This is a genomic window from Marinobacter daqiaonensis (genome assembly GCF_900115285.1).
GTDB lineage: Bacteria > Pseudomonadota > Gammaproteobacteria > Pseudomonadales > Oleiphilaceae > Marinobacter > Marinobacter daqiaonensis.
This window is the reverse complement of the sequence record NZ_FOYW01000001.1, coordinates 361,668-381,624: the sequence shown is the minus strand read 5'-3', so window position 1 is coordinate 381,624 and position 19,957 is coordinate 361,668. Positions and strand designations below refer to the sequence as shown.

The following is a 19,957-nucleotide window of genomic DNA, read 5'->3' as shown; positions in this document are numbered from 1 at the left end:
ACTTTGACAAATCGCTAATACCCGAAGCCCCGGGTTACAGTGTAGGATGCAATCATAGACCTATCGATAACAGAATTTTGCAATTCCAGGAATCGTCACGCATGCCATACGCTCGAATTACCGGCACTGGCTCTTATCTGCCGGAAAACGTAGTTACCAACAAGGACCTGGAGAAAATGGTCGATACCACGGATCAGTGGATCCGTGAACGGACCGGCATTGCGCAGCGCCACATTGCGAGAGACGACGAGACCACTGTCAGTCTTGCTGAGCAGGCGTCACGGCGCGCGGCTGAAGCGGCGGGCATTGATCTGCAGGACATTGACCTGATCGTCTTCGCCACCTCCACTCCGGACAAGATCTTTCCCGCATCCGCCTGTATTCTGCAGGCCCGCCTGGGCATTCATGGTTGTCCGGCGTTTGATATTCAGGCGGTGTGCAGCGGCTTCGTATACGCTCTCTCCGTGGTGGACAAATTTATCCGTACCGGGAGCAGCAAGAAGGCCCTCGTGGTGGGTGCGGAGGTGTTTTCCCGCATCGTCAACTGGGAGGATCGCGGAACCTGCGTGCTGTTCGGTGACGGTGCCGGCGCGGTGATTGTCGAGGCCGACGAAGAAACCGGGATTCTCTCCACGCACATTCATTCGGATGGCCAGTACGAAGAACTGCTGCATGTGCCTTGCGGCATCTCCTCCAACTACGAGCAGGTCAAGGCTGGTGGTGCGTTCATCGAGATGAAGGGCAACGAGGTATTCAAGGTTGCGGTGAACACCCTTGGCAAGATCGTTGATGAGACCCTGGAGGCCAACCAGATGCAGAAGTCCGACATCAACTGGCTGGTGCCCCATCAGGCCAATCTGCGGATTATCCTGGCCACCGCGAAGAAGCTGAACATGTCCATGGATCAGGTGGTGGTTACCGTGGACAAGCACGGCAACACCTCCGCCGCATCGATACCACTGGCACTGGATGCCGCGGTGCGTGATGGCCGCATCAAGCGTAATGAAGTGCTATTGCTGGAGGCCTTCGGTGGCGGCTTTACCTGGGGATCCGCCCTGCTCCGCTATTGATGAATGGCTTGAGCGTGGCCGGAGACCTCGGATAGACTGAAGTGGTTACCCTCACAACAACAATGACGACGAGGCAGGCCATGTCCACGCAGCAATTCCGCAGTTTCGCCGAGTTTTATCCCTATTATCTCGAAGAGCACAGCGACCTGAACTGCCGCCGCATGCACTTTGTGGGCAGCCTGCTGGTTCTGATGGTGATCGGCTGGGTCCTTTTCAGCCAGGCCTGGGCCTGGTTGTTGCTCGTACCCGTCATCGGCTATGGCTTTGCCTGGCTTGGCCACTTCGTGTTCGAGAAGAATCGGCCGGCCACCTTCAAATACCCCGTGTACAGCCTGATGGGCGACTGGGTCATGTTCAAGGACATGCTGACCGGCCGCATCCGTCTTTGACGGGCCGGCCGGCAAGGCTTATCGAAGCCGGTTATTCAGCGTATCCACCATCTCGGCCCAGTCCGCGTCTTCCTGCCACTCCTCCCTGAGAAAGTGCTTCTGGGATTCGTTCCAGAACGGCGCGTCAGGAAGCGTGGTGCTCTCCGGCAGGGGGCGGTGCTCCTCAATGAATGCCTCAATAGAGTCGTTATCATCCGGCAGACCCAGTTGCTTGAACAGTTCGGAAAGGGTGTGATTAGGCTGCTCCATAGTGCCTCCGTTGGTATCTGATTCCACGAATTGGTGTCTAACTCACTGTCAGTGTAGCCGATTCCGGCAGAATAAAAGGCCTGATCCGCACTTTCCACCATGCTTGAAACCCTTGTCCAAACATAGGATGATTGGTGGACCGATCAAAGGATGAGCCGATCATGACCCGTTTAACCCCGATTCGGCGGGGGTCCCTGGTGGACACCGCCATCGAGAGTCTGCGCAACGCGATACAGACATCGCAATGGAACGTGGGCGAACGCCTGCCGGTTGAAGCGGAGCTTTCCGAGGCATTGGGTGTCAGCCGCAACACCGTTCGTGAGGCGGTCCGGGTGCTGGCCCATGTGGGCATGCTCGAAACCCGGCAGGGTGATGGCACCTACGTGCGCTCGACACGGGATCCCGGAGAGGCACTACGCCGGGCATCCCGCTCACGATTACGGGATCAGCTGGAAGTGCGTGTCATGCTGGAGGCGGAAGCCGCGGGTCTGGCCGCGGCCCGACGAACCCGGGACGACCTCGATGAAATGACCCGTGCCCTTGATGAACGCGCCGCTGCGGGCAGTGACCTCGAGCTGCGGATCCGCCACGATGAGAGGTTCCACCACGCCCTGGTGGAAGCCGCCCACAACCCTGCCCTGCTGGAAATGTATCGGTACTTCGCACAATCCATTACCGATACCATCCAGCGCACGGAGCAGGATGCGGACCTGCCGGAGCCTTCCCAGGAGGATCACGAACTGTTACTGGCGGCGATCCGGCAACAGAACAGGGAGCGGTCCATTGCCCTGGCCCGGGGACTCCTGCAGCCCAGCCTGACTGCCCTCGACGAGGCCGCTCAATGAAATTCCGTATTGATGGCTTTACCCTGCTGCTGCTTGGGGCCATTGTCCTGGCCACCTTTCTTCCTGTTCGCGGTGAGGCGGCCGAGGTTCTGTCGGTGGCGGGGTCTGTTGCGGTGGGACTTCTGTTCTTCCTGCACGGGGCCGCGCTTTCACGGCAGCAGATTGTCGAGGGAGCCACCCACTGGCGGCTTCACATCGTGATTACCTGCCTCACTTTCATACTGTTCCCGCTGATGGTTCTGCCGATCAACGAGCTGAGCGGTATCGTGCCGGAGTGGATGCCCGAGGACCTTGGCCTTGGCTTTCTTTACCTGGGCGTGCTGCCATCAGCGGTATCTTCGTCCATCGCCTATACCGCAATGGCCCGTGGGAATGTACCGGCCGCCATTTGCAGTGCAGCTGCGTCGAATGTCTTCGGAATGATGCTGACGCCGTTCCTGCTGATCCTGTTGGTCAGTACGGCCGGAAGCGGGGATTTCTCGGTTCTCGAGGCACTGAGGGACATCGTTCTTCAGCTGCTGCTGCCGTTTGCGGTGGGGCACGGTTTCCGGCCCCTGCTGGGCGGTTTCCTGGCCCGCCATGAAAACCTGGCCTTCCGGTACGACCAGTGCGTTATCTGGCTGATCGTGTACTCGGCCTTCTCCCACTCCGTGGTCAGCGGGCTGTGGGAGAACCTTCCCATCAGCGCGATCGTGCTGACCATAGTTCTGTGCTTTGCGCTTCTGGGTTTCTTTATGCTGGTGGCTCACCTGCTGGTGCGCAGGTTCGGATTCACCCTGGAGGACGAGGCGGCGGTGGTGTTCTGCGGTTCGAAGAAGAGCCTGGCCTCTGGCCTTCCCATGGCCAAGGTATTGTTTTCCGGCCATCCCGGGTTCGGCATGATCGTCCTGCCGATCATGTGCTACAACCAGATCCAAGTGATCGTCGGTGCCATGCTGGCCCAGAGATATCGCAGGCTGATCGAGGCCAAGGAGGAAAACAGGGGCACGCCCTGATGCCCCGGCAGACCGGATAGCGGGGCGGGTGCCTCGTTCGCCCTACCCGCCTCCGACCAGTCCGCCGAACAGGCTCGTAAGAATGATGATACCTACAATCCAGCCGATAACCGCCGGCCAGAAGTTCGCCATCTTGGGCCTGTCGGGATCGGACTGCTGATCCTCGGCATCGGTATCGGGAAAACGGCTGATGCCCTGGTACCTGCCGGCATCGTCTATGGTCGCATCGCTGTTCTGGTGCTGTTCCACGGCGTCGGTCATGCCATACCAGCCGAACCAGTCACCAAGGAAGCGGGCGACCGGTGGCGCAAACCAGGCGTCATCGGCCAGTGGACGTAACTCCGGCTCCAGCTCACGGCCAATGGCTGCCCGGATGGCGTCCTCATCCGCCGGTGGCTCTGTCAGGATCGCCCGCCAGATGGCCACATCGCTGGCCCGGGCGCTATCGTTCAACAGCGCCTTGATCTGGATCACCACCTCCCGAACCACCTGCTCCTCTTCCGCGGAGAGCGGTCGCGAATTGGCCTCCGACTGCCAGTCGGACGGCCCCGCCCCGGCGGGCGCCCTGGGTGAGACGCTGGTGTCAGCTCCGCCAGTCTGGCGGTCACTGCTGTGGCCAGCCTCTTCCATGGCCTTTTGATAGGCACTTTCAAGCTGTTCGGCGTCCTCGCCCTCAGCGAACTTACTCTGGCGTTCGTAGGCCTCGCGGATGGCACGACTGTCGCCGGTGGGCTCGATGCCGAGTACTTCCCAGCAATTCATCAGACACGATACTCCCGATCACGGTCCGGCACGAAGACCAGACTCTGTGTGTGCATTGACGTATGATGCCAATTCCTGGGTTAATCTTAAATCAGTTTCAGATAAATTGACGGTCCCGCCGCTCATAGAGCTCAAATACAACAAACAACCGCAGAGGACCGGAGGCAGTAACAGGATGAAAGTGAAGGGGATGAACAGCCTGCGGTCCGCCATCTTCGGGGTCACGGGGAGAGGCTTCGCACTACGGGTAAGCCAAAAGCTCTGTCCCGGATTGCTGGTGGCAGTGTCGACGATTGTTATTGTGCCAGTCGCGGCGGGCAATGATGGGAATGCCAACCAACGCCCCGCCGATGTCGTGACGAACAACGACATGCATCTCTGGGGTCCCGTCGGGCCCGATGCCGCCGGCCTTGCAGATCTGCCGCAAGTGCTGACCACCGCCCGCCTCAAACAGCCCAAATCCCGGGTACCCGGCAGCACCACTGTCATTTCCGGGGAACAGATAAGGGACCTTGGCCTGCTGACACTGGCGGACGTGTTCCGGCTGGTTCCAGGAATGACCGTTGCAGCGGTTGGCAGCAATCAGCCGGTGGTCAGTTACCATGGTACCGTTGCCTACGAGCAGCGCCGGCTCCAGGTCCTGATCGATGGACGGACTGGCTATCAGCCCAGTCTTGCCGATGTGGACTGGAACGCCATGCCGGTTCCTCTTGAGCTGATTGACCGCATCGAGATCAGCCGGGGTCCCAACGCGGCGTCCTATGGCATCAATGCCTTTCTCGCGTCTATTAATATCATTACCCTGACCCCGGAAACCACGGCAGGTACCCGGCTCCATGCCCAGGCCGGCGACGTGGGCCACCGTCGCTATACCGGCTACCACGGCCATAACGATGAACAATACAGCTGGCGGGTCACCTGGGAACACCGCGAGTCCAGTGGTTTCGATTACCAGTATGATGGGGATGTTAACCCACCGCGACAGATACCCATCCGCGATGGCTACGAGTTCAATCATTTCCTATACGATGGCATTGTGCTGCTGTCGCCCGGCTACGACCTCGTACTCCGCGCCGGGGTGACCGACGGTATCGACCAGGACGACCCGCTCAAGCTGGGCCGGGACTTCGGAATCCAGGGTAAGCCGGATGCCAGGGTGGACGACTATTATCTCCAGGCACAGCTCAACATCAGTGACCTTGGGAGCCACCAGGTGCAGGTCCAGAGCAGTTTCCAGCGCTATAACCGCCGACAGGACTGGATCAGCTGTGTACCCCTGCTACCCGGCCAACCAGACATCTGCGCCCGGCTCAACCACGATGTCAAGCAACAGCGCCTGGAAATGGAACTGCAGGATACCTGGGAAATCAGTCCGGATTTTCGCCTGGTGAGCGGGCTTGGCTACAGGGATGACGCCTATGTGTCAGAAACGTTTTTTGGCGGCGATGGCAATATCTATCAGTCCCGGGTTTTCGCAAACCTGGAATACTCACCTTTCGAGCTGGTGACTTTCAACGCCGGTGCCAACTGGGAGTACTCTTCGCTGATGAAGGACAGCTTCCTCTCGCCAAGGTTAGCGGCAAACCTTCACCTCACCGACAACCAGACCCTGAGATTCGTTTATTCGGAAGCGGTGCGCACACCGGATGCGCTAGAACAGCGGGCCGACTGGGCCTACACACCGGCAAACGTCAGCCCCGGCATTTACGATTTCCTGGAAGGGAGCCGGATCGACGCGGAGCTCGACGCCAGCATTCCGGCGGACCTTTCCGACTATTACGCGGTTGCCGGGGGCGGGCTGGAAGAAGAGCGCATCATCAGCCGGGAGATCAGTTACTACGGACAGTTCCGCCTGGGCGGGGGCATTCTCTCCACGGAGGTCCGCTATTTCCACGACCATCTTCGGAATCTCGTGAGCGGTTTCATATCCGTTGAGAACTTCGATCTCGGCAACCGCGTCGCGCTGGATCAGCAGGGTGTGGAACTTGAAACAGCGCTGGATTATGGCAATACCCAGCTTCGCCTGAGCTACGGCTATATGGATCAGGACAGTGAGTACCGGGGCTCCCCGGAGCTGTCACCCGCGCAGCAGCAACGCCAGATAGATCTTGAAAGCCGATTGACGGTGAGGCATTCTGGAAGCCTGGCCTGGATTCAGCGATACGCCTCGGACTGGAGTTCCGCGGTGGCGTGGTACGTGGCGGATGAGTTTCGCAGTGGGCCTTACCAGAGGGCGGATCTGCGTCTGGCGAAGACCGTGCACGGGGCTGGCCTGAGCTACGACATAGCCTTGATCCTTCACCATTACCTTAACGACAATCCGCTTTTAAGCCGCGACAATAACTACAGGAATCGGAATCAGTTCTTCGTCGAGGCCGGCGTTCGTTTCTGACGCCACAGGGCTGGAGCTGACGATAACCAGGGTGGGTATGGGTAGCAGTATTTCCCGGCATTCAGAACAGCCGCGGGCGCCAGGATTCGATATCCGACTCCCGGGGCTTGCCCTCATCTTCGTTCTGCTATTGCTGGCCCAGGGAGCGGCTGCGGAGGTTGTCTATCTGCAGGGCTCCGCCAACCCCACCTTCAATCTTCGCTTCACCGAACTGCTTCAGTCAGAACTGGGACCGGACATCGAGATCCGCTCTTTCACGGCTGTTTCCCATTTTGACGCAGCACCACCTGGCCCGGTCATTACGCTGGGGCCGGAAGCCCTCAGCAAAGTCCTCGAGGCGGGCACCAGCCGGCCAGTGCTTGCGCTTCTGGTCAGCCGGGATGCCTATCAGGGTTTCATGAACGAGACCGACACCCCCCTGTCGGCCATCTTCTACGACCCCCCGTTACTGCGCCAGGTGCTTGTCGGTCATGCCGTTCTCCCCCAGTCGACCCGCATTGCCCTGCTGGCCCGCCCCGAAGACGCCAACCGCTACGATGAACTGACCGCCCGGTTATCGGAGATAGGCCTGGAGGCAAGGGTTTTCCTGGTCACCGGAGAGGACACCCTGATTCCCACGTTAAGCAGGGCGCTCAGCTACGGCGACTTTCTGCTCGCGACACCGGACGAGATGATCTATAACGCCCGGACCATCAAGCACATTCTCCTGACCACTTACCGCCGCAACCGGCTCGTTATCGGACCCGGTCACGCCTTCGTCCGGGCCGGGGTGCTGGGGTCCTCCTTTGTGCCATTACCGAACTATGCCGCCGCCGCGGCGGATTATGTGCAGCACTGGCAGGACACCGGTGAACTGCCGGAGCCCACCTATCCCCGGGATTTCGACGTTGAACTGAATCGACAGGTTGCCCGTTCCCTGAACATTCCGCTACCGGATGGGTCGGTGATCGTGGAAGAGGTCAAGCGCATGTTGGAGAGAATGACGGCGGAGGACGGCTCTTGAAGTATTCCCACGCCAAGCGCAGTCTCAATCGTCAGTTGATATTGCTGGGTGCCCTGCCCGCAGTGCTCATGTTTGCGGGTCTGATGCTGTTTTTCACCACGGCCAGGCTCTCCGATGCCCGGGAGGATCTGTTCGACTCCACCCAGACGCTGGCGGATAACCTGGCACCGGCGCTGGAATACGCCGTGGTTTCGGGCAACCGTTCGGTGGTCAGTCAGGTGCTTGAGCAATCCATGGGCCGAAGCAACCTGGAATGGATACGGGTCACCGATGTCATGGGCAAGGAGATGGGATTCGTTGGCGGCCCCGACTACCCACGCTGGCCGGGTCAGGCCCTGGAGAGCGAAGAGGTCGAACGTTTTTCCTCGGAAATACTGCAGTATCCGCTGGACCTCGCGGCAAACGACGGAACCGAATGGTTCGAGACGGACTATCGTCTGACAGGTGGTGCATTGCGTGTCGGCACCGTGGAAGTGGCGGTCAGCGAACAACTGTTGACCGAGCGGCGCTCGGATATTCTGCTTACTTCCGGCGTGGTCGGCATCTCCCTACTGGTGTTCACGCTACTGCTGGTGAACCGAATGCTGGCGCCGGTGGTGGAACCCATCCGGGCACTGGCGGCCCACCTCCTGGATATGACCCGTCGCGAATACCGGGAAGTTGAGCCAACCCATGCCAGGGTGGCGGAGATCGCTGAGCTTGAAACCAACCTGAACGAACTGGCGCGCCATTTACATCAGCTCAAGGAGTCCCGCGACCAGACCCTGTCTCTGTCTGAGAGCGCCCGCGAGAAAGCCGAGACCGCGAGCGCGGCAAAATCCGAATTCCTGGCGGTGATGAGCCATGAGTTGCGCACGCCCCTTAACGGCGTGCTCGCCATGGTGGATCTGGTGGCGGAAGAACCCCTAACCCCTCGCCAGACGGATTACCTTCACACCGCTCGCAAATCCACCGAAGACCTGCTGATCCTGATCGACGACATTCTTGATTTCTCCCGGCTTGACCAGGGCAAACTGTTGCTGGAGAGCGGCCATTTCAATCCGGCGGAGCTGGCCGAGAACTGCATCGCCAGTTTCCGGCATACCGCCGAGCAGGCTGGCCTGCCGCTTTCCCTGAAGCTGACCGGACACTGGCCGGACAGGCCCCTGCTGATTGGTGATGCGGTTCGCTATCGTCAGGTTCTCGCCTGCCTGCTTGACAACGCCATCAAGTTCTCCGACGACGGCGCCATCACCGTGGTGATGGACTGGCACCAGGAGTCCGACGACTGCGTGTTTCTTGGCTGCGAGGTTCAGGACAATGGCCGTGGCATCCCCCTGGAGCAGGTGGCCCAGGTCTTCAACAGCTTCGAACAGCTTGATGGTTCCCTCTCGCGGGAGGCCGGCGGCACTGGCATCGGCCTCTCCCTGGTGCAGAAGCTCGTGGAGCTCATGGGTGGCCATGTCCGGGTCGCCACGGACATTGGCGAAGGCTCCAGCTTTGGTTTCGAAGTGCCCTTTGATGTCGTATCGGAACAATCTCCGGAGCAGCCGGAGCCCCTGGCACTGACCGAAAATGCCGCTGGCAGCCGTTCCGGCCCCAATGCAGATGGACGCAGACCACCCAGGGCACTTGTGGTGGAGGACAATCCGGTCAATCAGCGGGTAGCCAGAACCCTGCTGGAAAGGCTGGGGTTCGATGCCGAGGCGGTGGATAACGGTCGTGAGGCATTACAGCAGGTGACCTCCAGTGCCCACCAGTACACGGTGATTCTGATGGACTGCCACATGCCGGTTATGGACGGTTTCGAGGCAACTGAGGCCATTCGCGACTGGGAGCGACGGCAGAACGTCCGCCAGACACCAATCATCGCCCTGACGGCGGACGCCCTGCCCCACACTGAAAGTCATTGTCACAAGGCCGGCATGAACGATTACCTGGCCAAACCGGTGCGCAAGCATCAGTTGCGAACCGTGCTCAGCCGGTGGGTACCGCTCTGATCGGGAACGGTCGGGTGCCGGTATCAGCCCACCGGCACCCGCATTGTCACGAACTCCTCCGCTGAAGTGGGGTGGATACCGAGGGTGCTGTCGAAATCCGCCTTGGTGGCGCCGGCCTTCAGGGCGACACCCAGCCCCTGGATGATTTCTCCCGCATCCGGTCCCACCATATGGGCACCCAGCACCCGATCGTCCTCTGCGTCAACAATCAGCTTCATCAGGCTGCGCTCATCCCGGCCACTGAGGGTGTGCTTCATGGGCCGGAACTCGGATCTGTAGATCACCACCTTGTGATTGGCTTCCCGGGCTTCGGCCTCGGTCAGCCCCACCGTTCCGATGTTGGGGTGACAGAACACCGCAGTGGGTATATTGCGATAATCCATCTCCCCCTTGCCGTCGCCAAACAGGCGACTGGAGAGCACCATGCCCTGAGCGAGGGCGACGGGCGTCAGCTGCGGGGTTCCAATAACGTCACCCAGCGCGGTGATTGAGGGAACGGACGTCTGGAAGAATTCGTCCACCAGGATGTGGCCACTGGCGGTGAACTCCACTCCCAAGGCATCCAGTCCGAGTCCGTCCGTCAGTGCGCGGCGACCGGTTGCCGCCATGACCAGACCCGTCTCCACCACGCCGCCGTCGGAGAGGGAAACCCGGTACCCGGCACCGGACTCTTCCACAGCGTTGATGGTGGTGTTGAAGCGCAGGTGAATGCCCTTCTTTTCCAGTTCGCCCACCAGGAAGCGGCGGATATCATCGTCAAAGCCCCGCAGGAAAAGCTCACCGCGATACATCAATGTGGTTTCCACACCAAGTCCCGCCAGGATACCGGCGAACTCCACCGCGATGTAACCGCCACCCCAGACAATGGCTTCCCTGGGGAGCTGGGGCAGGTAGAACATCTCGTTGGATGACAGTATCAGCTCGTGACCGGGAACATCCGGGATGGATGGCCAGCTACCGGTTGCTACTGTGATATGGGCGGCGGTCAGTTCCCGTTCGCCCACGGTCACGGTGTTGGGGCCCTTGACCGTGGCCGTGCCCTGGATAATGGTCACCCCCGCGCCCTCGAGAAGCTGGCGATAGATACCGTTCAGACGCTCGATCTCGGCGTTCTTGTTGGCCACCAGCGTCGGCCAGTCGAATTTCACATCGGACCGAGGAACCTGCCAGCCGTAGCCCGCTGCGTCTTCCAGGTCTTCACTGATGTGAGCGCCATAGACGAACAGTTTTTTCGGAACGCAGCCAACATTGACACAGGTACCGCCCAGGTAGCGGGATTCGATAACGGCCACCCTGGCGCCGCGCTGTGCCGACATACGGGCAAGGCGGACGCCCCCGGATCCGGCGCCAATGACAATCAAATCAAAGTCTTGGGAATCAGTCACATGGACTCCTGTTCAACAAGGTAAGTTACGGGGATTCTATTCCGCGCCGGCCATCTGTGGAGCGTCCGCTTCCCTGAACAGAACAAAGTCCTCATAGTCTCCGAGTCTGATAGTGCCGAGGCTGCGAAAACCTTCCGATTTGTAGAACGGCAGGTATCGGCTGTTGCCGGTATCAAGTACGAGACCGTTGCCCCGGGGGTTCTCTGAGCAGAGCTTTTCAACGGAAGAAAGTAACAGACGTCCATACCCACGATTCTGGTATTTTGGATGAACACCCATCATCGGTAACTGATATGTGCCCTCTTCGGGCAACATGCCGCGTATTTTTTCGTGATAATCCAGATAGCGACGGGTTGAGGCGAAGCCTGCGGTCAGCACCATGCGGATCCGCCAGCTCAGCTGCTGCGCCAGGTTGAGGCGCAGCTCGGGTTCGCCGATAAACGCAACCGCCACCAGGGTATAGTCCGCCATTACGCCGACAGCATCCTGGTTCAGTTCGAAGTAGAGATTGAGCAGTTCCCGGATCGTGGCGCGTACCCGCTTGTCGTAGCCCGGTTTGCGGTGGTCGAAGAGGTACTGGAAGGTAGGTTCGTGGCGATAGGCCTGATAGAGAATGGACTTTGCTTCGTTGAAGGCGGTTTCATCCAGCCTGACGATGGCAGGCGCTCTCTGGCCTTCAAGGGTTTTATCAGCCGTTGCCATACCGTCTGTCATTCTTTGGGCTCCGTTGAACAATGCGCAGAAACCGCCAGTGGCGGCCTGTTTCAGAGGCCTTCCACCGGACCGGAGGCCTCAGGCCAACACTTTGTCCCATAATCATTCAAATTGCCAGCGTCAGGCGCACGGACACCACGCCGGGTGTATTACGCCGGTCAACCGCGGCCTGATCAATCATAATGCCATGATTGTTGTTGAGTCTTTCCAGCCAGGCCGCCACCTGGGAGAAAGGCACGTCCTCCATCCAGACCCGAATGGCGTCGTCACCGCTGGGTTCGAATCGCTGAAGACTGAGCCCTGCTTCCCGGGCTGTCGAGGTCACTGTGGCCATCAGCTCACGGCCATCGGCGGGTTTGCTGGCATTACTAGTGGTGGTGCCGGCCTTCCCGGAGAGCTCACGCAGGGCTATTCGGTTTTCCTGCATCCAGGCCAGCAGTTCGGCGGCATTTTCGCGGCTGGCCCGGGCCTGATCCTGGTACTGATCCACAGGTCGCCAGATGGCAAAATACAACAACGCCAGCACCAGTGCAGCGACCATCAGTTTGAGAGCCTGCTGGTCGCGCCGTGGCAGATGATCATAGCGCGCAACCAGGCGCTTCAGTGACGGGTTTTCCTTGAGCTTCCTGACCACGGTTAACCTCCTGATACCGTAAGACGGGCACGGGTACCCTCGGGTTCATTGACCACCGACCCGATGCTCGCCTCCAGGCCCTGTTCGGCGATGCCGGAGCGCAGGGTGTTGAGCTTTTCATAGCTGTCCGCACGCACATCCACCACCAGTTCGCCCCGGGAGGCCGTGTAGTTCACGGAATTGAAAACCACCGACTGGTTGTTCGGCAGGCGACTGTATTGCTGTCCGGTATATTTCATCAATGGCAGGAAACCGGCGTCACCACCCTGTTCACCCGCCACCCTGAACTGGGCCTCCACCATTCGGCGCACATTCTGCGGGGTAGCACGGCGATCCTCAGGGAATGCTTCCCGATAAATGGCCATGGCCTGCGCCTCGAGTGCATCTGCCTCCTGCTGGTAGTAGTACCCCATCCCCGCCTGACTGCCCACCAGCAGAAGGAACCATACGGCCGCGATGGCGACAGCAGGACGCCACTCCCTCAGAGCGCCCCCCTCGCCATGGCTGGGCGCATAGCTGCCCTGGCACAGGTTAATGGCCTGTACGGCGTGGTGATAGTGGGCATTGGCCAGCAATTCCAGTGTGCCGCCGGTCATGAGCTCGCGATGGACACTCAGCCGCGAGGTGCCCACCAGTTCGGACATCGAACTCTCGTTCTTCCCGAAGGCCTCTTCATTGCCATACACCACGATCTGGACCTCGGCCGCCACCTCGTCCTCCGATGGCATGGCAAGCGTCTGGGCGAAGACCGTGAGATTCTCCGAGCGCATGGTCATCCATTCACCGCGACGGGAAGCGACCAGCGCAAGATCATCTCCCAGGCAGATGGCCCAGTCATGGTCCCTGAGTGGTACCAGCGCCGCATCCGGGAAAATGGCTTCCAGTTCCGCCCCTTCCCAGTCGCTGTAGACCTCGAGCCAGTAGCCCATTCGCTGCTGGTCAATGGCGGCAACCCGGTAGCCATCCTCATCCTTATCGCCGAGGGCCAGGTGAACGGAATCCACATCCTGGGCCAGTTGCTCCTCCACGGCAAAGGGTAGAGCCTGGCGTATGAACCGGGCCTGCCTGGCGGGAATGTCCGCAAAACAGAACATGGCTTCATCACCGGGAATCAGACCGATAAGCCGCACGCCCTCCAGGGAGTTACGATTGAGGGCATCTTCGATACTCTCACGGGATTCACTGTCGCCCCTGGCCTGCTGCTCACCGCTGGCGTCCAGCAAAAGCCAGTCAAACAGCGGCACCTCCCGGGGGGTGCCGGCAGCGGTCGACACGGGTCGTGCGTACAGGTGATATGACATAGGATGCGTCCTTGTTTTATTCCTCGGTAACCCCGTAGGGTTCCTTGGTTATTCTTTGCTTGTGCCCCGTGTCGCGGCTCACCACCGACAATTCACCATCACTGCTTCGGTACACGGTACTGACCAGGTTCACAACCCGGTCGTTCCAGGTAATCCGGGACACCACATCAAAGAACAGCGAATTCACGGTCAGGCCCTGGTTCGGAAAGTCCATACCGGCAAACTGCGCCTTGAAGTCACCGACGTTCAGGAACCTCTCCTCCTTGCGCCCCTCGACAATGGCCTGGGCCTGGGCTTCGGTAATATCCTGATGAAGGGAGCGGATCACCTCGGGCGTTGCCATATTAACATTGATGGCGGTGCCGGAAACCGGAAGTGCCGCAACATGTGGACGGAGCGCCTGATAGGCCTCTGGCGACATGCCCTCGATCAGGCGCAGTTCGGAAACGCTGACGAAAGCCTGGTTTGCCGCCCGGTACGGTGGATCCTTCATCAGATACTGACCATCTTCCGCACCGAAAGCGGACAGGGTTTCTTCATCCGGGTCTATCCAGTCCACCAGGGCATCCACGTGCACGTCGGTGATGCCCAGCACCATCAGCAACCGAACCACTCGGTCGCGGGTCGTCTGATCCACGGCACCGGTCGGGCTGACCAGATTATTGAGGTTGATGCGCCCGGAAAGGTCATCGATCTGCACCTCCGCTACGCCGCCATCGTCCAGCGGGAGGACGGCGGCGTAGCGGGCCCAGGGCTCGTCGGGACTGTCGACGTATTCGTTGTTTTCCTTATCGTTCTCAAGGTCCCTAAACAGTATCTGGCTGGCAAAGGCTTCCGCTCCCAGGGCGACATTGTAGCCCTGGGTCTGGGCGAGAAAATGCCCTGCCCTGAACACCCGGACGCTCTGCTGCTGGATCATGCCCGCCGCCATCATCACAACCAGGGCCATGGACAGCAGCACCATGATCAACGCCATCCCTCGCTGAGGGTGGCTGATACGACCCGGACCAGGGGCGAAGGACAGACGGAAAAGGATCATCGATTGCAATCTCAAGACCCGCCTCCCTGTCCCTGACTTCCGTTATTACTGCCACCCTGCTCCTCCTGTCCGTCTTCCCTTTCCGGCTCCTCTTCGTCCTGATTGCGCTGACTGATACGGGTCTGCACCGCGCCATAGTCGAAATCCGGCATCAGGAAGAGCCGTCGCACCTCCCCGAACCGGTTGTGGGTTACCATGACTTCCACCGCTCTGGGCAATGGCAGGATGGGTGCACCGGGGCCGCTGGGCATGGCCTGATTGGGCGGGGGCCATGTATCCTGCCAGGTGCGGTTCTCATCCATGAACCGGACGACAAAATCGGTCACGTCACCGAGCAGAAGCTGATCGAGACTTTCGTCTTCCTGAGCCTGATCCACCATCACCCAGTAACGGCGCCGGATTTCATCGCCCGTGAATTCCCAGGCACTGCGCTGGAGGCTGCTGCGCTGGTTCCCGAGGGGATTGCGCCAGCCCTGACGGGTCACCACCAGCTCGAATTCCTGGCCCTCGGAAGCGATGGCCGGCTCATAGTCACCGTAGATATTCCGGACCGGGCGATTGACCACCTGGCGCAGGTCACGCTCAAGCAGGAGAAAGGTCTTCTGCAGCCCGCTGAACTCCTCAGCAATCTGATCGACCCGTTCCCGGGATGTCATCACCCCGGAGAGCACCTGCCAGATGCCAAGACCGATGACCGCTGTGATTGAGACGGCAATCAGCACCTCCATGAGGGTGAAGCCGTTCTGCCTCCCCACTGGCCGGGCTGGTTGTCTCCCGATGGGTGACCGCCCCGATCGGATCGTCGCGCTAAGCACCATCAGCCCGGCTCCGCATTACGGATAAAGCCGGAGAGTGACTGTAGCCGGGCCGGTTCTCCGGAGTCGCCCCGGTAAGCCTCAACCCGCACCTCGACCCGACGCATGCTCGGCTCATCGGTATCGCTGACGACCGTCACCACCCGCCAGCGCCGGCCCGCGTATTCCAGCTCTTCACGATTTTCCGCGACAGCGGGAAAGTCCTCCAGCAGGCGAACCTCGTTCATGCGGTTTCCCGCGATCCACGAGGCCAGGGTCAGGTCCCTGACCCGCTCGAAACTGCCGATATACTGGCTACCGACACGGGAGGCCGCCGTCGCGATCAGGCCAAAGATCATCAGGGCGACGAGCACCTCGATCAGTGTGAAACCACGGTGTCGCATCAGATTTCGTCCGTGTCCGCCGGGAATATCATCTCGATCTCACCCAGACCGTCGGAGGTCAGTCGATAGACCCGGTCTGGAGAGGGGGTCGCAACGAACTCCAGGTCAAACGGCGTGGTCTCGCCACTGGAAAAAAACACGATATCCGGCTGTAACCGGTTTTCTCCATCTTCCTCGTCGTCGCCGACCATTCTGGGGAAATCCCCTTCGCGAAACAGGGTGACACTCAGCCACTCCGGGAAATCCCGTCCCTGAAAGAGGCGTTCACCCTGACTCTTCCACTTCTGCTCCAGTTCATCGAGCACCACGAACCGGTAACCCCGATCGTCAATAATCAGCCCGATCTCCTGGTTGTTCAGGATGGCCTGCTCCGAGGCGGTCTGCATGAGCACGTACAGCTCCCGGATCTTGCTGGTCATTTCCCGCTCCTGACTGCCGCCGCCAAGGTTGACCACGGCCAGGGAAGCCAGCAGACCGACCAGAACCAGAACCACCAGGATTTCAATCATGGTGAAGCCGGTCTCGCGGCCGGGTCTTGGCAGGAGGGAGCCTCCGTGGGTTGACGGGGGATTAGTCGAGGTCGTGAACACTGATGTCCGCGGCATCACCGTCGCCACCTTCCTGGCCATCGGCGCCATAGGAATAAAGGTCATAGGGTCCTTCCACGCCCGGACTCATATACTGGTACTCATTGCCCCAGGGATCCTCCGGTACGCTCTTCAGGTAGCCGTCAGGATTCCAGTTCCTGGGTTCCGGTGATCCGCTGGGACGTTCGACCAGTGCTTCCAGACCCTGCTGGGTGCTGGGATAGTGACCATTGTCCAGGCGATACATATCGAGGGCGTTGGCAATATTGCTCATCTGGGTCTTGGCGATGGTGACCTTGGCCTGGTCACTGCGCCCCATGATATTGGGTGCCACCACGGCCACCAGAAGGCCGAGAATCACCATAACCACCATGATCTCGATGAGGGTGAACCCTCGTTGCGTAGGTTGTTTCATCGTCATTGCCTTGTTTCCTGTTTCAGGGTTCAACACAGAGTCTTCCTTGTCTTATTATTATCCGGTCTTTGGCAGCCGCCGTGCAGATTGGTTCAACCTACGAGGTTACTCATATTGAGTATCGGCAGCATGATGGCGAGCACAATAATGAGAACCACAACACCCATTACCAGCAGCATCATGGGCTCAAACAGCCCGACCATGGCCGCGATTTTCGACTGAAGTGTGTTCTCCTGCATACGTGCGGTGCGCTCCAGCATGCTGTCCAGCTCACCACTGGACTCGCCGCTGGCGATCATGTGCAGCATCATGGGAGGGAAGTAGCCCGTCTGTTCCAGGGCCTTGTTCAGGCTGCCACCTTCACTGACTTTCTGGGCCGCATCCCGGAGTCTAGCCCGGAGGTGATCGTTGCCAAGCACCTCACCGGCGATCCGCATCGCCTCGACCAGAGGCACGCCGCTGGTGGTCAGGATGCTGAGGGTACTGGCATACCGAGCGGTGTTCACCCCCCGCACCATCCCCTTGATCAGCGGAATGTCCAGCAGTGCCTTGTGGAAACGCCGCCGGTTGGCCTCCGTCCGCAGGGACATGCGGAAGGCCACCGCCGCGATGATCAGCGCAAGCAGCAACCAGATACCCCAAGTGGTCAGGAAGTCGGAGGCGGCGAGCATTGCCTGGGTCAGGGCCGGGAGTTCCTGACCCTGTTTGACGAACACCTCGATGATGTCAGGCACCACGTAAGTAAGCAGGAACACCACGATGGCGAGGGCCACAAAGGTAAGAATGATGGGATAGATGGCCGCCAGCTGGATTTTCTGGCGGGCTTCCTGGCGGGCTTCCGTATAGTCGGCAAGACGGTTGAGCACCAGGTCGAGATGACCCGCGTGCTCCCCCGCCGCCACGGTCGACCGGTAGAGCCTGGGAAAGGCCCGTGGGTATTCCGCCAGGCTGTCCGCCAGGGTATAGCCCTCCATGACTTTGGCCCGGATCGCGATCAGCATGCTTTTCATGGCCGGTTTATCCGACTGCTGGGCCACGGCCGACAGGGCCTGCTCAATGGGAATGCCGGACTGGATCAGCGTCGCGAGCTGCCGCGTTACCAGCGCAAGGTCGGCCGCGCTGAGGCTGCCCCGGCGACTGAAGGACGCACCCCTGGCCTGCTTCTCACGGGCCGGCTCCACCGACAGAGGCGCCATACCCTTTTCGCGAAGCTGCTGGCGAACGGCCCTGGCGCTGTCTGCCTCCAGAACGCCCTGGGCCTGCTTGCCACGCCTGTCCAGCGCCTTGTAGTCGAACGCTGGCATCTAGCGGCTCCGGTGGGTCACGCGGAGGACCTCTTCCATGGTGGTGACGCCATCCAGAATTTTCTTGACGCCGTCGGCATGGATGCTGGGGCCGGACTGGCGGGCCGCTTTCTCCAGGTCCAGCTCTCCGGCGCGCTTATGGATCATGGAACTGATGGCGTCGGTAATCTCAACCACCTCATAGATGCCGATACGGCCCCGGTAACCGAGGTTATTGCAGTGTTCACAGCCTGTGGCCCTGAAAATGGTCGGCGGCTGTTGTGGGTCCGCCTGGAGGAATTCACATTGCTCCGCCGAAGGCACATAGGACTCGCGGCATTCCTGGCACAGCACCCGTACCAGGCGCTGGGCAACCAGTCCTACCAGACTGGAGGAAATCAGGAAGGGCTCGATGCCCATGTCCATGAGGCGGGTAATGGCCCCCACGGCGGTGTTGGTGTGCAGCGTGGACAGAACCAGGTGACCGGTCAGACTGGCCTGAACGGCGATCTCCGCCGTTTCCAGGTCACGGATCTCACCAATCATCACCACGTCCGGATCCTGACGGAGAATGGCCCGCAGCCCCCGGGCAAAGGTCATATCCACCTTGGTGTTGACCTGGGTCTGCCCGATGCCCGGCAGATTGTACTCGATAGGATCTTCCACCGTGAGGATGTTGCGGCTGCGGTCGTTGATCTCCTGCAATCCGGCGTAAAGCGTGGTGGACTTACCGGAACCGGTCGGGCCGGTAACCAGGAGAATGCCGTAGGGTCGCTTGACCATCTTCCTCAGCAGCTCCAGGTCACGGCCCTTCATACCCAGGGATTCCAGCCGGATATTACCCGCCTGTTTGTCCAGCAGTCGCAGCACCACCCGCTCACCGCTGGCTGACGGCATGGTGGATACGCGGATATCGACCTCACGGCCGGCCACCCGCAGGGCGATGCGGCCATCCTGGGGAATCCGCTTTTCGGCGATATCCAGTTTCGCCATGACCTTTATCCGCGAGACCAGGAGCGGTGCCAGCGCCCGCTTGGGCTGGACCACTTCACGGAGTACACCGTCAACCCGGAACCGGACCACCAGGCGCTTCTCGTAGGTTTCGATGTGCACATCGGAAGCCCCTGACTTGACGGCCTCGGTAAGAATGGCGTTGATCAGGCGGATAATGGGGGCGTCGTCTTCCTGCTCCAGCAGGTCTTCGGTCTCCGGCACCGATTCCGCCAGCGAAGCCAGGTCCATATCATCGCCGATACCTTCTACCATCTGCATGGCTTCTGCGGAATCGCTCTGGTAGGCGTTATTCAGCGCTTCATCAAACTCGCCCGGGTCGATGGCCTCGAACTTTGCCCGTCCTCCGCTGATACGGTTGGCCTCCGCCAGTGCGCTGTGGGGCGCGCCCGGGCGTACCAATATAACCGCGTCACCGGTCCGGTTACGGGTCAGGATGACCCCGTTGCGCTTGGCGAAGGTGAAAGGAAGGCGTCCCAGCGGAGAATCCTGCGGCTGGATTTGCGTTTCAGTAGTCAAGGTCATCCCCGTGTTTCAGTGTGAACAGTCGTCACCGCCCGAAAGCCAGACCCCCGTAACTGAGGACTGTTCCTATTATTATTCCCTGTAGGTGTGAAGGCTACCACAGGTTTTGGCGCCCGCTGAATAACTCAATACACTATAATGCCGCCGAAGCTGTTACATTGTGATGAGCGTCTTTTTCAGA

The 19,957-nt window shown here is 60.1% G+C and carries 20 protein-coding genes; 7 read left to right on the top strand and 13 right to left on the bottom strand.

Features of this window, described 5'->3' with window-relative positions; all coding sequences use genetic code 11:
- Positions 1–101 precede the first annotated feature (101 nt).
- Positions 102–1,070, top strand: a complete 969-nt coding sequence (locus tag BM346_RS01745; RefSeq protein WP_092008580.1) for a beta-ketoacyl-ACP synthase III — start codon at positions 102–104, stop codon at positions 1,068–1,070.
- 80 nt (positions 1,071–1,150) lie between these two features.
- Positions 1,151–1,459, top strand: coding sequence for an Mpo1-like protein (locus tag BM346_RS01740; RefSeq protein WP_092008579.1), 309 nt, complete (start codon positions 1,151–1,153; stop codon positions 1,457–1,459).
- Between the two features lie 18 nt (positions 1,460–1,477).
- On the opposite strand, the gene BM346_RS01735 is transcribed toward BM346_RS01740, so the two are convergent.
- Positions 1,478–1,708 (bottom strand): DUF2789 domain-containing protein, encoded by a 231-nt coding sequence (locus tag BM346_RS01735; RefSeq protein ID WP_092008578.1) that lies wholly within the window; start codon positions 1,706–1,708, stop codon positions 1,478–1,480.
- A 161-nt stretch (positions 1,709–1,869) separates the two neighbouring features.
- On the opposite strand from BM346_RS01735, the gene BM346_RS01730 reads away from it, so the two are divergent.
- Positions 1,870–2,553, top strand: coding sequence for a FadR/GntR family transcriptional regulator (locus BM346_RS01730; RefSeq protein WP_092008577.1), 684 nt, complete (start codon positions 1,870–1,872; stop codon positions 2,551–2,553).
- On the top strand, positions 2,550–3,548 hold the full coding sequence (locus BM346_RS01725) for a bile acid:sodium symporter family protein (RefSeq protein WP_092008576.1): 999 nt from the start codon (positions 2,550–2,552) through the stop codon (positions 3,546–3,548). The genes BM346_RS01730 and BM346_RS01725 overlap by 4 nt, the downstream gene beginning before the upstream one ends.
- 42 nt (positions 3,549–3,590) lie before the next feature.
- Here BM346_RS01725 and BM346_RS01720 read toward each other — a convergent pair whose 3' ends face one another.
- The gene (locus tag BM346_RS01720) at positions 3,591–4,310 is read right to left on the bottom strand and encodes a hypothetical protein (protein ID WP_092008575.1); all 720 of its coding nucleotides are present in this window, start codon (positions 4,308–4,310) and stop codon (positions 3,591–3,593) included.
- 175 nt (positions 4,311–4,485) lie between these two features.
- Between BM346_RS01720 and BM346_RS01715 the strand changes: the two genes are divergently transcribed.
- Genes BM346_RS01715 through BM346_RS01705 form a run of 3 tightly spaced genes read left to right on the top strand, consistent with a single transcriptional unit; the run spans position 4,486 to position 9,684 of the window.
- A complete protein-coding gene (locus BM346_RS01715) occupies positions 4,486–6,702 on the top strand; it encodes a TonB-dependent receptor plug domain-containing protein (RefSeq protein ID WP_167812657.1) in 2,217 nt (738 codons plus the stop codon).
- A gap of 37 nt (positions 6,703–6,739) precedes the next feature.
- On the top strand, positions 6,740–7,705 hold the full coding sequence (locus BM346_RS01710; protein WP_092008573.1) for an ABC transporter substrate-binding protein: 966 nt from the start codon (positions 6,740–6,742) through the stop codon (positions 7,703–7,705).
- The gene (locus BM346_RS01705; RefSeq protein ID WP_092008572.1) at positions 7,702–9,684 is read left to right on the top strand and encodes a hybrid sensor histidine kinase/response regulator; all 1,983 of its coding nucleotides are present in this window, start codon (positions 7,702–7,704) and stop codon (positions 9,682–9,684) included. The genes BM346_RS01710 and BM346_RS01705 overlap by 4 nt, the downstream gene beginning before the upstream one ends.
- A 23-nt stretch (positions 9,685–9,707) precedes the next feature.
- Here BM346_RS01705 and gorA read toward each other — a convergent pair whose 3' ends face one another.
- The 11 genes from gorA to gspE form a co-directional block, all read right to left on the bottom strand.
- The gene (gorA, locus tag BM346_RS01700; RefSeq protein WP_092008571.1) at positions 9,708–11,069 is read right to left on the bottom strand and encodes a glutathione-disulfide reductase; all 1,362 of its coding nucleotides are present in this window, start codon (positions 11,067–11,069) and stop codon (positions 9,708–9,710) included.
- A gap of 36 nt (positions 11,070–11,105) precedes the next feature.
- Complete coding sequence (locus BM346_RS01695; RefSeq protein WP_092008570.1) at positions 11,106–11,783, bottom strand: GNAT family N-acetyltransferase; 678 nt, start codon at positions 11,781–11,783, stop codon at positions 11,106–11,108.
- A gap of 106 nt (positions 11,784–11,889) precedes the next feature.
- Positions 11,890–12,417: a type II secretion system protein GspM gene (gene gspM, locus BM346_RS01690; RefSeq protein ID WP_092008569.1), complete on the bottom strand. Its 528-nt coding sequence runs from the start codon at positions 12,415–12,417 to the stop codon at positions 11,890–11,892.
- Between the two features lie 2 nt (positions 12,418–12,419).
- Positions 12,420–13,718 carry a type II secretion system protein GspL gene (gene gspL / locus BM346_RS01685; RefSeq protein ID WP_092008568.1) on the bottom strand — a complete coding sequence of 433 codons (1,299 nt, stop codon included), beginning with the start codon at positions 13,716–13,718 and terminating at the stop codon, positions 12,420–12,422.
- A 16-nt stretch (positions 13,719–13,734) separates the two neighbouring features.
- A complete protein-coding gene (gspK, locus tag BM346_RS01680; RefSeq protein ID WP_227662957.1) occupies positions 13,735–14,772 on the bottom strand; it encodes a type II secretion system minor pseudopilin GspK in 1,038 nt (345 codons plus the stop codon).
- Entirely contained in the window at positions 14,769–15,512 is a 744-nt protein-coding gene (gene gspJ, locus BM346_RS01675) for a type II secretion system minor pseudopilin GspJ (RefSeq protein ID WP_228704302.1), read from the bottom strand. The genes gspK and gspJ overlap by 4 nt, the downstream gene beginning before the upstream one ends.
- Before the next feature lie 62 nt (positions 15,513–15,574).
- The gene (gene gspI / locus BM346_RS01670) at positions 15,575–15,955 is read right to left on the bottom strand and encodes a type II secretion system minor pseudopilin GspI (RefSeq protein WP_227662958.1); all 381 of its coding nucleotides are present in this window, start codon (positions 15,953–15,955) and stop codon (positions 15,575–15,577) included.
- On the bottom strand, positions 15,955–16,560 hold the full coding sequence (gspH, locus tag BM346_RS01665; RefSeq protein ID WP_092008565.1) for a type II secretion system minor pseudopilin GspH: 606 nt from the start codon (positions 16,558–16,560) through the stop codon (positions 15,955–15,957). The genes gspI and gspH overlap by 1 nt, the downstream gene beginning before the upstream one ends.
- Positions 16,526–16,963 carry a type II secretion system major pseudopilin GspG gene (gene gspG, locus BM346_RS01660; RefSeq protein ID WP_092008564.1) on the bottom strand — a complete coding sequence of 146 codons (438 nt, stop codon included), beginning with the start codon at positions 16,961–16,963 and terminating at the stop codon, positions 16,526–16,528. The genes gspH and gspG overlap by 35 nt, the downstream gene beginning before the upstream one ends.
- Before the next feature lie 86 nt (positions 16,964–17,049).
- A complete protein-coding gene (gene gspF / locus BM346_RS01655) occupies positions 17,050–18,261 on the bottom strand; it encodes a type II secretion system inner membrane protein GspF (protein WP_092008563.1) in 1,212 nt (403 codons plus the stop codon).
- Positions 18,262–19,776 carry a type II secretion system ATPase GspE gene (gene gspE / locus BM346_RS01650; protein ID WP_174805171.1) on the bottom strand — a complete coding sequence of 505 codons (1,515 nt, stop codon included), beginning with the start codon at positions 19,774–19,776 and terminating at the stop codon, positions 18,262–18,264.
- Between the last annotated feature and the right edge of the window lie 181 nt (positions 19,777–19,957).

Bases quoted from the DNA above. Each gene is read 5' to 3' on its own strand.
- gspI (WP_227662958.1), bottom strand. From the start codon at position 15,955: ATGCGACACCGTGGTTTCACACTGATCGAGGTGCTCGTCGCCCTGATG.
- BM346_RS01695 (WP_092008570.1), bottom strand. From the start codon at position 11,783: ATGACAGACGGTATGGCAACGGCTGATAAAACCCTTGAAGGCCAGAGA.
- gspF (WP_092008563.1), bottom strand. From the start codon at position 18,261: ATGCCAGCGTTCGACTACAAGGCGCTGGACAGGCGTGGCAAGCAGGCC.
- gspH (WP_092008565.1), bottom strand. From the start codon at position 16,560: ATGCCGCGGACATCAGTGTTCACGACCTCGACTAATCCCCCGTCAACC.
- gspE (WP_174805171.1), bottom strand. From the start codon at position 19,776: ATGACCTTGACTACTGAAACGCAAATCCAGCCGCAGGATTCTCCGCTG.
- BM346_RS01710 (WP_092008573.1), top strand. From the start codon at position 6,740: ATGGGTAGCAGTATTTCCCGGCATTCAGAACAGCCGCGGGCGCCAGGA.
- BM346_RS01745 (WP_092008580.1), top strand. From the start codon at position 102: ATGCCATACGCTCGAATTACCGGCACTGGCTCTTATCTGCCGGAAAAC.
- BM346_RS01730 (WP_092008577.1), top strand. From the start codon at position 1,870: ATGACCCGTTTAACCCCGATTCGGCGGGGGTCCCTGGTGGACACCGCC.
- BM346_RS01715 (WP_167812657.1), top strand. From the start codon at position 4,486: ATGAAAGTGAAGGGGATGAACAGCCTGCGGTCCGCCATCTTCGGGGTC.
- gspL (WP_092008568.1), bottom strand. From the start codon at position 13,718: ATGTCATATCACCTGTACGCACGACCCGTGTCGACCGCTGCCGGCACC.
- gspG (WP_092008564.1), bottom strand. From the start codon at position 16,963: ATGACGATGAAACAACCTACGCAACGAGGGTTCACCCTCATCGAGATC.
- BM346_RS01725 (WP_092008576.1), top strand. From the start codon at position 2,550: ATGAAATTCCGTATTGATGGCTTTACCCTGCTGCTGCTTGGGGCCATT.
- BM346_RS01740 (WP_092008579.1), top strand. From the start codon at position 1,151: ATGTCCACGCAGCAATTCCGCAGTTTCGCCGAGTTTTATCCCTATTAT.
- BM346_RS01720 (WP_092008575.1), bottom strand. From the start codon at position 4,310: ATGAATTGCTGGGAAGTACTCGGCATCGAGCCCACCGGCGACAGTCGT.
- BM346_RS01735 (WP_092008578.1), bottom strand. From the start codon at position 1,708: ATGGAGCAGCCTAATCACACCCTTTCCGAACTGTTCAAGCAACTGGGT.